This is a genomic window from Dysgonomonas sp. 520 (genome assembly GCF_010501095.1).
Taxonomy (GTDB): domain Bacteria; phylum Bacteroidota; class Bacteroidia; order Bacteroidales; family Dysgonomonadaceae; genus QVMP01.
The window spans coordinates 236,651-253,007 of record NZ_QVMP01000002.1 but is presented as its reverse complement, the minus strand read 5'-3'; the positions used below and the strand labels follow the sequence as shown (position 1 = coordinate 253,007).

At 40.8% G+C, this 16,357-nt stretch carries 15 protein-coding genes; 13 read left to right on the top strand and 2 right to left on the bottom strand.

All coding sequences use genetic code 11. The features are described 5' to 3' along the window. Nucleotides 1-205 precede the first annotated feature (205 nt). Both D0T56_RS02480 and D0T56_RS02475 read right to left on the bottom strand, forming a co-directional pair. On the bottom strand, nucleotides 206-715 hold the full coding sequence (locus D0T56_RS02480) for a hypothetical protein (protein WP_163318549.1): 510 nt from the start codon (nucleotides 713-715) through the stop codon (nucleotides 206-208). Between the two features lie 184 nt (nucleotides 716-899). Beyond that, nucleotides 900-1,607 carry a DNA alkylation repair protein gene (locus D0T56_RS02475; RefSeq protein WP_163318548.1) on the bottom strand — a complete coding sequence of 236 codons (708 nt, stop codon included), beginning with the start codon at nucleotides 1,605-1,607 and terminating at the stop codon, nucleotides 900-902. Nucleotides 1,608-1,792: 185 nt separating this feature from the next. Here D0T56_RS02475 and D0T56_RS02470 point away from each other — a divergent pair, with 185 nt between their 5' ends. The 13 genes from D0T56_RS02470 to D0T56_RS02410 all read left to right on the top strand — a co-directional run bounded on the left by D0T56_RS02470 (nucleotide 1,793) and on the right by D0T56_RS02410 (nucleotide 16,352). Continuing rightward, a complete protein-coding gene (locus D0T56_RS02470) occupies nucleotides 1,793-2,737 on the top strand; it encodes a DUF6340 family protein (protein WP_163318547.1) in 945 nt (314 codons plus the stop codon). Between the two features lie 13 nt (nucleotides 2,738-2,750). After that, nucleotides 2,751-3,863, top strand: coding sequence for a 4-phosphoerythronate dehydrogenase PdxB (gene pdxB / locus D0T56_RS02465; RefSeq protein WP_163318570.1), 1,113 nt, complete (start codon nucleotides 2,751-2,753; stop codon nucleotides 3,861-3,863). 9 nt (nucleotides 3,864-3,872) lie between these two features. After that, nucleotides 3,873-4,769 (top strand): FkbM family methyltransferase, encoded by an 897-nt coding sequence (locus tag D0T56_RS02460; RefSeq protein WP_163318546.1) that lies wholly within the window; start codon nucleotides 3,873-3,875, stop codon nucleotides 4,767-4,769. A gap of 410 nt (nucleotides 4,770-5,179) precedes the next feature. Next, nucleotides 5,180-5,938: a LytTR family DNA-binding domain-containing protein gene (locus tag D0T56_RS02455; RefSeq protein ID WP_163318545.1), complete on the top strand. Its 759-nt coding sequence runs from the start codon at nucleotides 5,180-5,182 to the stop codon at nucleotides 5,936-5,938. Between the two features lie 12 nt (nucleotides 5,939-5,950). After that, nucleotides 5,951-6,940, top strand: a complete 990-nt coding sequence (locus tag D0T56_RS02450) for a sensor histidine kinase (RefSeq protein WP_163318544.1) — start codon at nucleotides 5,951-5,953, stop codon at nucleotides 6,938-6,940. Nucleotides 6,941-7,240: 300 nt separating this feature from the next. Continuing rightward, a complete protein-coding gene (locus tag D0T56_RS02445) occupies nucleotides 7,241-7,591 on the top strand; it encodes a translation initiation factor (RefSeq protein ID WP_163318543.1) in 351 nt (116 codons plus the stop codon). Next, the gene (locus D0T56_RS02440) at nucleotides 7,569-10,817 is read left to right on the top strand and encodes an exodeoxyribonuclease V subunit beta (protein ID WP_163318542.1); all 3,249 of its coding nucleotides are present in this window, start codon (nucleotides 7,569-7,571) and stop codon (nucleotides 10,815-10,817) included. The genes D0T56_RS02445 and D0T56_RS02440 overlap by 23 nt, the downstream gene beginning before the upstream one ends. Nucleotides 10,818-11,555: 738 nt before the next feature. Further along, on the top strand, nucleotides 11,556-12,176 hold the full coding sequence (locus tag D0T56_RS02435; RefSeq protein ID WP_163318541.1) for a TetR/AcrR family transcriptional regulator: 621 nt from the start codon (nucleotides 11,556-11,558) through the stop codon (nucleotides 12,174-12,176). Between the two features lie 186 nt (nucleotides 12,177-12,362). Then, a complete protein-coding gene (locus tag D0T56_RS02430; RefSeq protein WP_163318540.1) occupies nucleotides 12,363-12,983 on the top strand; it encodes an FKBP-type peptidyl-prolyl cis-trans isomerase in 621 nt (206 codons plus the stop codon). An 81-nt stretch (nucleotides 12,984-13,064) separates the two neighbouring features. Then, nucleotides 13,065-13,760: an NAD-dependent deacylase gene (locus D0T56_RS02425; protein WP_163318539.1), complete on the top strand. Its 696-nt coding sequence runs from the start codon at nucleotides 13,065-13,067 to the stop codon at nucleotides 13,758-13,760. A 53-nt stretch (nucleotides 13,761-13,813) separates the two neighbouring features. Further along, nucleotides 13,814-14,392, top strand: a complete 579-nt coding sequence (locus D0T56_RS02420; protein WP_163318569.1) for a DUF5063 domain-containing protein — start codon at nucleotides 13,814-13,816, stop codon at nucleotides 14,390-14,392. Next, nucleotides 14,386-14,964: a 3'-5' exonuclease gene (locus D0T56_RS02415; protein ID WP_163318538.1), complete on the top strand. Its 579-nt coding sequence runs from the start codon at nucleotides 14,386-14,388 to the stop codon at nucleotides 14,962-14,964. Before D0T56_RS02420 ends, D0T56_RS02415 begins: the two co-directional genes overlap by 7 nt. Before the next feature lie 71 nt (nucleotides 14,965-15,035). Then, nucleotides 15,036-16,352 (top strand): UDP-glucose/GDP-mannose dehydrogenase family protein, encoded by a 1,317-nt coding sequence (locus D0T56_RS02410; protein ID WP_163318537.1) that lies wholly within the window; start codon nucleotides 15,036-15,038, stop codon nucleotides 16,350-16,352. The last annotated feature ends 5 nt before the right edge of the window (nucleotides 16,353-16,357 follow it).

Below are 16,357 nucleotides of genomic sequence, written 5' to 3'. Positions count from 1 at the left end.
CACTCAGAATGACAATGTTCGAGAAGCGAAAGCGAGGCAATGACAAAGTCCTCAATCAAAAAACTTTTGACACACCCGTCGTTGCACGGGGATTTGCAACCCCATGCAACGATACAAAACTCGTATCTCGCACCCTGTATCTTGTTTACTATATACTCAGAACTACAACAAACACAACCGGCTAAAAATAAATCACACGTAATTTCTATCGGAAATTTCTATGCTTTGGTTTCGGCAAAAGCATTTCCGACATATCAACCACAAATTTCATTACATTCTCATCTATTTCTTCCGTCAAGGTTTCCAGATTGTTGAAATTTGGTTCTTCAACCAGCATCTTTTCCAGAATAAATCTATCAGGTTTGGCAGGAAGTTTGTATTTTCTCTGTCTCTTTTTCTTAAGCATCTGCCAATATTCGTCCTGAATCTGTTTGCTTTGTCCTGTCAGCCAAATTTCGAAGCATATTTTTTCGTGATTAAATATCACGGTTATTTTCAGTTTCCTATTCCTCAAAGCCTCAGGCGTGAATGTAAAGAACGACATGTCCATATACCCCTGATAAACATGTCCGCAGATATAATCTTTGGGGTATTTATTTGCAAAATGCCCTCTTAGAAGCACTAGAAATTCCAACAAATGCTTATAGGCTATCTTCACATCCCCTATTGCCAATTGTTCCCTATACACATTCACATAATCGTTAAAAGATTTCATATTCTAATTTATTTAAATTTACAATCAGATCCTTAAATTCTTCACTATTTATCAAGATCAAGTGTAATTTTGTAACCTTTCTGAGTTTCTCAAACTTTTTCCTTTTATAATATAAATAACGTCGCAGGAGGTATCTTCGTTCATTTTTTTTTTGTGTAAAATATGCTTAGAAGAACTTTCCTCCTTATTTTTCCATTGCTTTCGTCCTCAAGTCCTGAGACATCTTTTCGATTGCATATCTCAGCGATGTGCGGGGCATGATGGCTTTTTTGCTCATCACATATTCAAACACTTCCTGCTGGTGTGCTTGGCTGGCAGCCTTTAGCATCCACCCATAACCTTTCTGCACCATATCATCGCTATCGAGCAATAGTATGTCAGAGATTTCGAAAATATCTTTCAAGAACATGCCCTTACGGGCAGGAAGTATCAGGGTTACGGCAGCTCCACGCTTCACCCAGCGATTTTCCGATTTTGCCCATCGTTTCAGGTCTTCTATATGTTGGGGATACATTTCAATAAATTCACCTACCGAATGATTGCAAAAAGAATCGCACGAAGACCAATTGTTTACATACAAGTCGACCCATTTTTCAAAAACTTTGAAATCTTCCGGCTTATAATCTTTTCGGATATAAAAAGACCAATCGCAGGCGATATAGGTTTCTTCGTTCAACCCCGATTTCCATAATTCTTCACAAAGTGCAAAAATTTCTTTTTTGGGTTTATCTTTTATCCGGCTGAATGCTTGTTTGGCAATTTCGTGAACTTTAGTGACTTTCACTCCATAAAACCGGATTTCTTCCTTGAAAAATTTTTGACCGGTACTTTTTGTTTTCTCGTCCACACTGTTTTTCAGTGCTTGCCTTATATCTGCAATAATGTTTCCCATGAGTTCATTTTGATGACAAATATATGCTTATTCAAGAAATAACCTACAAAATATTATCAGTATTTAAGTTTTTTGGAAGTTAAGGATAACTTTTTTCAAATAGGTTGAACCTAAATCTGCGAATTCAGTTGCTGATTCGTATTAATAATCATTTTTTTCTTACTTTTAGAGCAAAATAGACAGATATGAAAAAGGTTGTATATTGCATGCTATTGTCTCTGTTGCTGGGTGCGTGTAGTTCATGGAATTATGTGAGTATCGAAACACGCGAACCGGCTATACTGCCTCTTCCTGCCGATGTAAGGAATATTGTATTTATTGATAATTCTTTGGTAGGACAGAGAGATAGTTCCAACATTATTTTGTTAAATGCTCTAAGCCAATTTATTCGAGAAAATCAGTATTTTGATAATGTGGACGTTCTTGCCGAAACAGAGGGCAGGATAAACGGAGAAAGGCTAAAGAGTATACGTGACTCGCTGGATGCAGATGCGTTTGTGCTTCTGAATAGTTTTGTAATGTCTGCCACGAAAACAAAAAGTGGAAACCATCAAATACACGTTGATTCGCTGATTGCATATTTGCAGGTGAATATGAGCCTGTTTGGGGCGGATGGGCAAATTTTATCTACAACTCCGCTCAGTATGTCGGACAGCCTGTTGTGGGTCGAGGTTCGAAGCGGAGACGATTATTACTTGACAGAGCCTTTGCCATCGGGCGAAGAACTGCTGAAAGAAATCACTATCTACACAGCCACTCAGCTCGAAAAATACTTTGTGCCATATTGGAACAAACGTGACAGGCAATATTACACCGATGGAACCACGCAGATGAAGCAAGCCTCGGCCTTTGCCAGGGGAAGCAACTGGGAAAACGCTTTAGAGGTATGGCAAAGTCTGTATAACGAAAATAAGAATGTGAAAAAGAAGGCTCGATTGGCATTGAATATCTCTCTTGCACATGAAATGTTGGATAATCTGGAGGATGCTTTAGCGTGGATTGCCAAAGCGGAAAAAGATTATTCCGGAGTCGAAGTTGATGTTGAAGAATCGGACTATGTAGAGGCATACAAAGAGGAACTACAAAACCGGATCGAGGCCTTTAAAGTGTTAGATTCACGGGAAGAGTAACAAGACAGCGATGATGAAAATAGTAGCAGACAAAAACATACCATACCTAAAAGGAATTGCCGAACATTATGGTGATGTGACCTATCTGTCGGGCAATGAATTTACGAAGGAATCGATAAAAAATGCAGATATACTGATTGTGCGTACTGTCACATATTTTGGCAGGGAAATATTGGAGGGGTCGAGAGTGAAACTTATTTGCTCTGCTACCATCGGGTACGATCACATCGACACGGATTATTGCGATAGAAACGGAATAAAATGGACAAACGCACCGGGGTGTAACTCTGCTTCTGTTCAGCAATATATTGTTTCGGCTTTAATTCAAATATCCCGTAAAAAGCGCATCAGCCTGAAAGGTAAAACTATCGGCATAGTTGGTGTAGGGAATGTCGGCTCCAAGGTTGCTAAAGCCTGCGAAATACTGGGAATGAAGGTCTTGCTGAACGACCCTCCTCGGCAAGAGGCGGAAAAATCGAAAATATTCGTTGAATTGGAGAAAATACAGCAAGAGGCCGACATCATTACCTTTCACACACCATTGAATAAGACAGGAGAGTATAAGACCTTGCATCTTGCCGATAAGGACTTTTTTCTCGGATTGAAAAAACAACCGATAATCATCAATTCGGCAAGAGGGGGGATTATTGATACAAATGCGGTGAAAGAATCGATAAAATCGGGAATAATATCCGCTTCCGTCGTTGATTGTTGGGAAAATGAACCGGATATTGACATCGAATATATGAATATGGCGGATATTGCGACTCCGCACATTGCCGGATATTCAGCAGATGGTAAGGGCAATGCCACAAGAATGTCTTTAGAGGTGATTGCCGATCTCTGCAATTTGCCAAGAACGCCCATTTATTCGATAAAAGTGCCCGATCCTGAGAATTTGGTTATAGACTTAAATGCTTTTCGTGCAGAAAACAGGGTGTATGAGGCGATATTGAAAACTTATAATCCCGAGGACGACTGCTTACTTTTGCGGGAAAATCCCCGGAATTTTACTAAATTGCGTGGCAGTTATCCTTTGCGACGAGAATATCCGGCATATAGAGTAATAAATGAAACTCCCGATGAAAAGGAAATATTAAGTCAACTGGGATTTATAACAAATTAACCGAAAACGATGCAAACAAAACAAAAGAATTTTTTTACAAATTCTTGGGATTATGTGAAAATGAAACTTGGGGCATTCTCCCTGTGGCAATTGAAAAGAGATATTCTGAGCTATTATAAGAATGTGGATAAGAAAACTCAGGATGTGAAAATCGCTGAGGCTTTGGAGTATCTCCGTAAGCACAGGCTTCATGTTTTTCCATATCCGTTTGCCAAAAAATACAAGAAAGAAGACGTAGAGGTTTTCATAGATCAAAAGTGTGGTTTGAAATATGTTGTGCACAACAACGGACACCGCCTGTATTTTAGAAGAGGCTCGAAAACAAAGCGTATTCAACGGCAATATTCGTTCCTTTGTTGCGAGCAGGACCCCAAATCTGCTCATTGCTATCTGTCCGATACTTTCCGCCTCTCGGACGGGGATATTTTGTTTGATGTAGGAGCTGCCGAAGGAAATTTCTCTTTGTCGGTGATAGAGAAACTGAAGCATGCTTATCTTTTCGAATGTGATGAAGAATGGATAGAAGCATTGCAAAAAACGTTTGAACCCTGGAAAGAAAAAGTGACCATAATCAACAAATTTGTTGCCGATAAGGATTCTCCCGAAACTATCAAAATAGACACAGTGACGGAAAATATGAAATCGGGTTCCCTCTTCTTGAAACTGGATGTGGAAGGTATGGAAAAGGAAGTTCTTGAAGGTGCTAAAAATACGTTGAATTCGGAAAATTTTGACACAAAAGTTGCTCTTTGCACATATCACAATCAGAATGATTTTGAAGAGCTTTCAGGCTCGATGAAGAAGAAAGGCTATAAAATTGAGCCATCCGACGGATATATGCTTTTTGCGATGGAAAAATTGTCTCCTCCATATTTCAGAAAAGGACTTATTCGCTGCTCCAAGTAAGAATTTCTTCGATAGTTTTTGTTCTCAGGATGACAAAAATCGTTGGTGTGCGATAGCCTCCCGTTATTTCATCCCCCGAATTCTGAATTTCGTCAGAATCCGACCAACGCATATACGATATATAGATGATTATAAGTAAATTTATGATTTATTTGACCCGTGGTGCATTTAGGTCTTTGATATAAACTTATTTATTATAAGATTCATATTGGTTTTGTCATCCTGAACAAAGTGAAGGATCTGGTTTTAGAAAGTACAGATTCTTCGTTGCACTCAGAATGACAATGTTCGAGGAGCGAAGGCGACTCAATGACAAAAATGAGTAACACTTTGATAGTGCAATCTTACTTTTGGGACCTGGTTATCTTTCATTATCTAAATGCACCACGGGGTTTATTTATTAATTTCCGATGACAAAATACCTGATCATAGAAGACGAGCGTTTCGCATACGAAGAAATGAAACGTATGATGGAAAAACTGCGCCCCGATTATCAACTCACCAATTGGATAGGAACAGTAGAGCAGGCCGCCCTTTATCTGAAAGATAACAAGGTAGACCTGATTTTGATGGATATACGGCTCGCCGATGGCAGTTGCTTCGAAATATTTGAGCAGGTTGAAGTCTCCGTTCCCGTAATTTTTACCACCGCCTACGACGAACATGCCATTCAGGCTTTCAAGGTAAATAGTGTCGACTATCTGCTGAAACCGATTGAAGAGGCAGACTTGCAAGCCGCCTTAAGCAAGTTTGAAAAATACGGGCATGCAGAAACAACTATTCCCGCATACAAGAAACTGGAAAACGCCATCATCGGCAACAGCAAGAAAAACCGTTTCCTGATTCAGAAAGGTGAAGCGTATCATTACATCGAAACGCCAGAGATCGCATTCTTTTATAGCGAAGAAAAGGTAGTTTTTCTGCATACTGTTTCGGATAAAAGGTATATCGTAAACTACACACTCGATCAGATTGAGCAACTGTTAGACGCAAGCGTATTTTTTCGGGTATCACGAAGCTGTGTTGCCAATATCAGCTCGATCAGGAAGATTTCGAAATATTTCAACAGCCGCCTGAAAATCAGCTTTCAACCCGAATGCCCCCACGAGGTTTTGGTGAGCCGCATAAGGGTTCCCGAATTTCTGAAGTGGGTAGACGGAATTGTGTAAATTAGTCCGGTTATGAAAAACAAAACATACATATTCTTTTTCGTGCTGATAATATCGTTCCTGCTTTTTATATTCTTGCTCATGTCTTTTGCCTGGGAAGGAAAATATTCGCAGGAAAGAGTGTTGTCTAACTTCTTTTTCAACCTCCCCAGCTGGTTGTTGATGGGCGCATCCGACTATTTTGTGATCAAACTGTTGAGCAATAAAATAAAATGGAAAAACGACACGGTCAGGATAATGACGGGGTTGGTCTTGAATAATTTATTCATCATACTACTGTTTCTTGTAGCGCATTATTTCATTCTTTCGACAGGGTATAGTTATATAACCCGCTACATAATTCCACTTTGCATCTGGAACAGTATTATTGTTTTCCTGATAGAAATATTCAGGTACAGCCGAAAGCAGGTAGAGATAGAGAAAAGACTGGCAACAATAGAAAAAGAAAAAATACAATATCAGTACGAAACCTTGAAGGCACAAGTTAACCCTCATTTTCTGTTCAACAGCCTGAATGTGCTTTCATCACTGGCATATCAGGATGCGGAAAAGACAAACCTTTTTGCGAAAAAAATGTCGGGCGTATACCGTTACCTGCTACTGACAAACGATCGGCCGGTGGTTACCCTGAGGGAAGAACTGGCGTTTCTTGAGTCTTACATATTTCTTGAGCAGATCAGGTTTGAAGATGCCTTGTTCGTTGAGATAGTGAATGATGAATCGCAACTGAACAGGAAGGTAATCCCCGTAAGCCTGCAATTGCTTGTGGAGAATGCCGTCAAGCACAATATTACAACAACACATTCCCCCCTGACCATCCGTATTGTCATCGGCAACGAAGGTATCACCGTTTCCAACAACCTGCAATTGCGCAGTTCGGTTGATAAAGGTGGCGTGGGATTGAAAAACCTGCAACGGCAGTATGCCTTGTATCAGAAGTCGATTGATGTGGAACAAACAGGCGGCGATTTCATCGTGAGAATACCGTTTATGGAGGAATAGAATTTTTGTGGAAAATTTAAATACTGACTGGTATAACAAATTTATTTATTATAAGATTCATATCGGTTTTGTCATTTTGAACGAAGTGAAGGATCTGTTTTTTAGAAAGTATAGATTCTTCGTTGCACTCAGAATGACAATGTTCGAGGAGCGAAGGCGACTCAATGACAATATAGATGTAAAGGACTGCAAGAATCCTCATACAACTTCGGTTCGGTAGGTTTTGATGCGTTTACTTTAATTTCTATCCAATAAAATCCGGCAAAATCGTATCTTTGTTGTACATATAACGGAAAAATCATGGCAAAAAGCAATAACGACTGGAAAGACCGCCTGAATGTGGTATATTCCACTAATCCCGACTTCAAGTTTGAAACAGAAGACGAGGACGATGTGGAAACCATTGCACAGGAGAAACAACAACTACGCATTCAACTAGACAAACGCAATCGGAAAGGAAAAGCCGTTACTCTGATAACAGGCTTTATCGGATCGGAAGACGATTTGCAGGCATTGGGCAAAATGCTGAAGGTGAAATGCGGAGTCGGAGGAAGTGCCAAAGACGGAGAAATAATCATTCAGGGAGATTTCAGAAACAAAATATTGGAATTGCTCCAAAAGGAAGGTTATGCCAAATCACGAATCATCTGATCGCTCCAACCTTGTTGTATACAGGGCGTCTGCCGGCTCGGGAAAAACCCATCAACTGACAGGGGAATACCTTCGTTTGCTTTTTTCTTCGCCGTACGCTTATCGCCATATCCTTGCCGTAACCTTTACCAACAAGGCTACGGACGAGATGAAAACCCGTATCATAGACGAGTTGGCAAATCTGGCTTCCGGCAATAAATCGGATTATATAGAAAAGCTGCTGCAACCCCGTTTCGATACCGAAGAAAAAGTAAGGGAGGAAGCACGTATCATACTGACTCATATTCTGCACGATTATTCGGCTTTTTCTATCAGTACCATCGACCGTTTTTTTCAGCAAACCATGCGAGCCTTTACCCGCGAATTGGGTCTTGGCGGTGGCTACAATGTGGAGCTTGATACGGAAAAGGTATTGGGCGAGGCTATCGACTCCATGCTGTCCGACTTAGAGAAGAAAGATAACAGGCAACTTCTGGACTGGCTGATACGGTTTTCGGAAGAAAAGATAGAAAGCGGTAAAACGTGGAACATAAGAAATGATATCCGTTCGCTTTCGTTCGAAATTTTCAAAGAAAGTTACAAGGCTTTCAGCGACGATGTGCAGAAGGATATTTCCGACAAAAATCTGATGGACGATTATAAAGAGATGCTGATAGCATATATCCGTCAGTTTGAAAAAATATCGCAGCAAATAGGCGAAAAGGCTCTTAATACGATGGACAGGTTTGGGCTTGTACCCTCCGATTTTAAGGGTAGCACCCGTTCTCCCATGAACAGTTTTGTGAAGTGGGCAAATGGCGAAATTAAAGACCCATCCATGACCTTTGGCCTGCTAGCCGGAGAGGTTTCGGTTTGGTATACGGCAAAAGACAGTGCCGAAAAGAAGAACAAAATAGAAGAAGCGTTTTCGGGTGGGTTGAACCGATGTGTATGCGACATTATAGATCACTATCAGAATACGAGAAACTACCAGACTGCATACGAGATCAACCGCTATTTCTTCACGCTGGGTATTCTTGGCGATGTGGATAAAAAGATAAGGGAATATGCTGCCGAAAAGAATATTATGCTCATTTCGGATACTACCGAATTGCTGAATAAAATAATTAAAGGTTCGGATACTCCTTTCGTTTACGAAAAAATCGGAACGTATATAGATCATTACATGATTGATGAGTTTCAAGACACATCAAACATGCAGTGGATAAATTTTTCACCCCTGATTAAAGACAGTCTTGCAGCAGGAAAAATGAACCTCATAGTGGGTGATGTGAAGCAAAGCATCTATCGTTGGCGAAATTCCGATTGGAAACTGTTGGACGAACAGCTCGATATTGAGTTCAGGGAAAGGGGGATAAACCACCAGTCGCTCGATAATAATTGGCGAAGCCTGCCCAATGTGATAAATTTCAACAATACGGTTTTCACAAAAGGCTCAAAACTTTTGCAAGCCTTATATAACACCTCTTTGCCCGAAGATACGGAAAAGAAAAACCTGAGCCAGTTCGAAACGAAGATTCAAAGTGCCTATAAAGGTTCTGTCCAGACAATTCCATTGGCTAAAGGAGAAGAAGCAGGTCACGTAAAAATCAACTTCATTGACAGGGAAGAAAACCAGAACTGGCAGCAGAAGTCGTTGGAAGAGCTGCCTCTGATTATCGAAAATCTGCAAGATAAAGGCTATTCACTGCAAGATATTGCCATCCTTGTCAGGACAAAAAAGGAGGGTGCTGACGTGGCAAACACCCTGTTGGAATATAAAGGCAGTAACCCCGACTCAAAGTATAAGTATGATATTATTTCTGATGAAGCTCTTTTCCTGAGCTCTTCACAGAGTGTGAAACTGGTGGTTTCCTTGTTGCGATATTTGCAAAAACCGGCAGATTTGTCATTGAAGGCATTGGCTGTTTACGAGTATTATAAGTTTAAAAATCAGCTTATGGCAGAAGATGCGCTTAATATTTATTTCTCTACTTCGCAAGATTTTCCTGCGGAGGTTTTGGAGAGGCTCAATCATATCAGGGAACTTCCCCTGTATGAAATGACGGAGGAGATTTTCGACCTTTTCCGTGATGCCATGGAGAAGAACGAGAATATATATATCCAGTCGTTTCTTGATGCAGTACTTGATTTTACGGTCAGAAATATATCCGACCTCGATTTGTTCCTGCAATGGTGGGACGAATCGGGAGTGAAAAAGACAATCTTCACACCCGACGGGCAGGATGCAATACGCATTATGACTATACACAAATCGAAAGGCTTGGGCTTTAACGTTGTTTTGCTTCCTTTCTGCAATTGGGATCTGGATCATAAACTGACTACTATCCTTTGGTGTCAGCCGAAGGAAGAACCATTCAGCAGGTTGCATCTTGTGCCTGTAAAATATTCTCAAAAATTGACGAATACAATTTTCGAGTACGACTATTTCGAAGAGCGTTTGCATGCCTTTGTCGATAATCTGAATGTGCTTTATGTGGCTTTTACGAGAGCAAAAAAGGAATTGATAGCCTTTGCGCCGAAGCCAAAGGAAAAGGACGAAATTTCAAACATATCAACTCTTTTGTGGCAATGTATCAATAATACGGTGGAAATAAGAAATGAAGGATGCGTTGATCTGGCAGAATATCTGGATGAAGAATCGGGGATTTTCGAGATCGGTGCGGAGTATCTTCCGTCTGCAAAAGGAAAAAAAGGGCAGGCAAAGCAAGAAGAAATTTCGGTAGGTGCCTTAACCGGTGTTCCGTTTGATGAAAGGTTGAAACTCAGGCTGAATAACAAATATTATTTTGCCGATTCGGGTCAGCGGGATTATGGAAATATGATGCACGATATTCTGAGTGGTATCGATACTTTCGACGATCTGGAAAATGCGGTGGATAATTTCTGCCTTAACGGAATGATAAACTCGGAAGAGAAAGAAACTATCTATCAAGAGCTGAAGAATTTTTTGTCCGACGAGCAAATATCCGACTGGTATTCGGGCAAATATAAAATATTGAACGAGGTGCAGATATTACAGCCAAAAGGACCTTTTGTGCGCCCCGACCGTGTAATGATCTGCGGAGATGAAGTGGTTGTTGTAGACTACAAATTTGGAAAGCAGGAAGACCGCAAATACTTGAAGCAAGTAAAATATTATACCGACCAGATACGGAAAATGGGATATGAAGATGTCAAAGGTTATATCTGGTATGTAAGGCTAGGTAAAGTGGTGGAGGTGTAGGGTGCGCTTGTAGGGGCGGGACTCTGCTCTGCCCGGAAATTAAACACAAGATAATGTCCTGCAATTCGGGTGGAGCAGCCCCCCTACACTTCTCCTTAACCCTCTCCAAAAGAAAGGGAACAAACTCCTCCTGTCGTCGCAAGGGATTTGCAATCCCATGCTTGGCTACTGCTCGGATTTAAAACGGAGTAGCACAACAAACGAAGAATATCAAACGTCACTCGTTTACTGCCTATGTTTTCACGATGGCTACATAGATGCATAAGGCAGCAGCCTGTTTACTTGTGGATATTTTAGTCCGCTGTGTTGACTGCATTACATTCCATCGAAACAACGTTCGACGAAACGCATATGAGTCAATGTTATTTCTACTCCACCCGAAAAATACAAATTGTATAAAACAATTCACGGCTTTCGCTATGCAAATGCCAATTGATATTAGCTGAAAACGCTGGCTACGGCTGATGCCAGAAAAACAATGATTGCGATTATTATGCTCATAATATTAATACTTGCTATTTAAGTTTATCGTTTTTCGATATACAAAAGGAAGTATTATTTTCCAAAAAATGAAATATTTTATAAAAAAACAACAAAATATCCGTAACAGACTCCGAATCAGCATCAAAAACACAGCAATTTTTGTTGTATTACCTGTTCGTTTTATCTATTTTTGTATATATTTGTAGAACCGATTAATCGGTCATTATCTCAACACATACACATATATACAAACTAATGAATCCATCAAAAAAGAAAATTTTAGACAAAGCTTTTAGTTTATTCCTGACACAGAATTACGATTCTGTTTCGATGAGAGAAATTCAGGATGCGGCGCAAATCTCGCGCGGAGCTATCTATCACCATTTCAAAAGCAAGGAAGAAATATACGAAACAGTGGTGAATGAATATCTGCTGCCCATGTTTTCCAGCTATATGCTGATTCCGGAAGAAGAAAAGAAAACATTGCAGGCAACTATCGAGGCTTCCCTCAAATACAGGCAAAGCCATATTGCCACATTGAAAGAGATAGCAGCTTCGAACAACAAACTGAACGATTTTTATTTCTTCAAGTTCATTTTTCAGGCAACCGAGCACAGTAAAGAGTTTAACGAAAAGGCAAACCTGCTCTACGAAAAAGAGTTTCTGGGGTGGAGAAATGTGGTTCAGACAGCCATGCGTACCGGAGAGATAAGGCCCGATATAGACATCGACTTTGTTGCCCAGCAATTTGTAATTTCGCCATTCGGATTAGGTTTGTCAATGGCATTCAATAAATATGTGCATATAACAACCACCGAACTGAGAACCATTTACCTGAAACTGTACACTTTGCTGAAGAAAACAGGGTATATGTAAGCCTCTGTTGCATTATATTAGCCTTTTGGCTACTGATATTTACATTTTTTATAAAGTAGTTATCAGTAAAAAGACTATTTTTGCCTCATTAATTTTAGTTACAAGGAGGCAAGCTACTTTTGTCTTCTTGAGTATAACGAAAGTCTTGATTCGGAAATAAAAACTCTAAATAAAATAAAAACTCTAATGAAAAAGAAAGCATATATTCTTCCTATTCTATTCATCGGAATACTTTTCGCTACATATTCTTGTCTGGATGACGATAACGACGACAGCGGCATCGATGAAGAATGGAAATATATGAACGAAAAAGCCTTTGCCGAACTGGCAGTAGAAGGAGACAATGACACGGATACGTTGTACACGAAACTTGGTTCTATATACGCCAACAATGAGGTGTATGTGAAATGGCGTAAGTCGGACAGCATCACCAAATCGGATTTGCCTAAGATGTCTCCGAAAATAGACATCGAAGGAAAACCTCAGTTCAACGATAGCGTCAGGATACGTTACGAGGGTTGGTTGATTGACAAAAAAGGCAATAAAATCATTTTCGACTCAACCGAAAATCCCAAGACGGGAAGCACATCACAACCCAACAAATTACCGGTCGGATTTAGAGTTAACGGTGTGATTGCCGGATGGACAACAGTGCTTCAGGATATGGTGAAAGGTGAAGAACGTGAAGTCTGCATTCCGTGGCAATTGGCTTATGGCGCATCAGGAAACAGCTCTATACCCGGATACACAACACTTCGTTTCAGAATGAAACTTGAGGATATCATCCCCATGTCGGAAAGAAAGTGATAACTATTATTCGATAATTTGTCTTCATGTATTTGTTTTGTTAATTTTGTGTGTAACACATAGAATTTAACTTATCAGGATATGAAGACAATCGTAGTTTTGACAGGCGCAGGCATGAGCGCAGAAAGCGGCATATCAACATTCCGCGATTCGGGCGGATTGTGGGATCAATACAATGTGGAAGATGTGGCTACGCCCGAAGGTTTCAGAAAAAATCCCGAACTTGTATTGGATTTCTATAACAAGCGTCGCCGCGAGTCTTTTGGTGCAAAACCAAATCTTGGACACACGGGGTTGGCTGCTATGGAAACCGACTTCAACGTGCATGTGATAACCCAAAATGTGGATAATCTTCACGAAAAAGCCGGCAGCACAAACGTACTTCATCTGCACGGAGAACTGGTAAAAGTTCGCTCCGTGAACAATCCCGATTTGATATATACCCTCACGGAAGACAACCCTGACATTCACATAGGCGACAAAGGCGAAGACGGCGCCCAGCTCAGACCCCATATTGTATGGTTTGGCGAAGCTGTCCCTGCCATTGAAGAGGCTATGAATATTGTGCAAAAAGCTGATATTCTGGTTATCATCGGCACATCGCTGAATGTGTATCCGGCAGCAGGACTGATAAATTATGTCAAGGAGGGAACCCCTATCTACCTGATAGACCCTCAGGAAGTAAGGACAAACGTACAAGGAGTGCACTTTATCCGAAAAGGAGCATCCGAGGGTGTTAAAGAATTGCGGCAGATAGTAGGAAATAGTAGGGAATAGGCAGAAGTTTCTGTTTTTTTCTCTTAAATTTGTCATCTTTTGAATGATTTATGATGGAATCTGAAATAAAAAATACGGTTTTTTCCAAAAATGTTGTGGAATTTGTCGTTGTGGCACTGCAATATTGCGAATATCTGGAAGTTTTTGAAGAAAAAGATGCTTCAATCACAACAGACCAGTTTACGAAGTTGCTTCCCCTGCTTTATCTGAAAGCCTCGCTTCTGCCCGAAACAGAATCTTTGGATGAAGAGGACATAGAAATAACCGTGACGGAGGATATTTACAACAACATATTTTCCCGCCTTTTTGCATTATACGGAAAAGATGACGCATATCTTGAGGTCTTTCTTCAGGATATGAAATACAGTGATACCCCGATCGGGGCCAGTATCTCGGAAGATTTGACCGATATATATCAGGACTTGAAAAATTTCCTGACAGTATATGAAAGAGGAATAACCGAGAATATGAACGACGCACTGTATATTTGTACCGAAAATTTTAAGGAATATTGGGGTCAAAAATTGGTGAATGTTTTGCGTGCGCTCCATGCTCTGAAGTATAAACCATATACCGGAGACGATGATGCGGACAGCGAATTATATTCGGAAAATGAAGACGAACTGTGGTAGATAAGATATCAAAAGAACAAGTTGCCGCCCTGCCTCTGGAAGTTTTTGAGGGGAGGATAATTGTCGTCTCCACCGAAAAAGAAGCCGAGAAAGCGATAGCCTATCTATCCTCGTTTTCCAACATCGGGTTCGATTCCGAAACACGTCCCGCATTTCATAAGGGAAAGTCGTATCAGGTTGCATTGCTGCAACTGGCAACAGACGACACTTGTTTCCTGTTCCGCCTCAACAAGATGGGGTTTCCCGATTGCCTTATCAATTTGCTGGCAAACCCTGCGATAAAGAAAATAGGGTTATCGCTCAAAGATGATTTTTCAGCGATCAGGAAACGTGAAAAAGAATTTAAACCGGAAGGTTTCATCGAACTGCAATCTTATGTAACAAAATTCGGAATAGCCGAAGCCGGATTACAACGCATATATGCCATACTTTATGGCAAAAAGATATCGAAATCGCAACGCCTTTCCAACTGGGAGCAAGACGAACTGTCTGATGCCCAGAAAATGTATGCCGCCATAGACGCATGGGCATGCCTCAAAATATATGAGAAACTTTCTGCCTTGATAGATTAGCCGGTTGGAGCAGGAAAAAAACAGAATAGGAATGCGGAGAAATGTTTGTATCTAATAAATGATTTTTATTGATGAAAATAGCTATTGTAGGAACCGGGTATGTAGGTCTTGTTACAGGTACATGTTTTTCCGAAATGGGAACAGATGTATACTGTATCGACATAGACCGTGACAAAATAGAAAATCTGAAAAAAGGTATCATCCCCATTTATGAAGCCGGATTGGAAGAGATGGTTGTCAGGAACTATCAGGCAGGCCGGTTAAAATTCTCTATCAGTTTGAGCGAAGTGCTTAACGAAGTGGATGTGGTTTTCAGTGCAGTAGGAACACCTCCCGATGAAGACGGGAGCGCCGATTTGAGTTACGTATTGGAAGTTGCCCGCACAATAGGACGAAATCTGAATAAATATATCCTTGTGGTAACCAAGAGCACAGTTCCGGTTGGTACTGCCAAATTGGTGAAACAAGCCATTCAGGACGAACTGGATAAAAGAAATATGGGTGATTTGGCTTTCGATATCGCATCCAATCCCGAATTTTTGAAGGAAGGCACGGCTGTAGACGATTTCATGCGCCCCGACAGAGTTGTTGTGGGGGTTGAATCGGAACGGGCGAAAGAAATTATGGACAGGTTGTACAAGCCTTTCACCATAAACAATTACCGGATAATATATACAGACATACCTTCTGCCGAAATGATAAAATATGCGGCAAACGCAATGTTGGCCACACGCATAAGTTTCATGAATGATGTTGCAAACCTGTGCGAACTGGTGGGTGCTGACATCAATATGGTGAGGGCAGGAATCGGGGCAGATGTTCGCATCGGGAAAAAGTTTCTTTATGCGGGTTGCGGGTATGGGGGCAGTTGTTTCCCGAAAGACGTGAAAGCCCTGATAAACACCGCAAAACAGAAGGGGTATGATATGCAGGTATTGAAGGCTGTTGAAGAGGTGAACGAAAAACAAAAGAAAATCCTATTCGAAAAGCTGTATAATTATTACAACGGAGACCTGAAAGGAAAAACGGTTGCGCTTTGGGGTTTATCCTTTAAGCCTAAAACAGACGACATGCGTGAAGCACCATCGTTGGTGATGATAAAAGAACTGCTCGAATCGGGGGTAGTGGTGAAAGCCTACGACCCTGTTGCCATGGATGAGGCTAAACGTCGCTTGGGAGACAAAATAATATATTCTAAAGACATTTATGACACTACGGAAGATGCCGATGCCATCATTCTGCTGACCGAATGGAACGAGTTCCGTATGCCGTCGTGGTCGGCTATAAAAAAACTGATGAAAGAACCTGTGATATTCGACGGACGGAATATTTATAATAAATCCGATTTGGAAGATGCCGGATTTTCCTATCACTACATAGGTGGGTAGGGGAT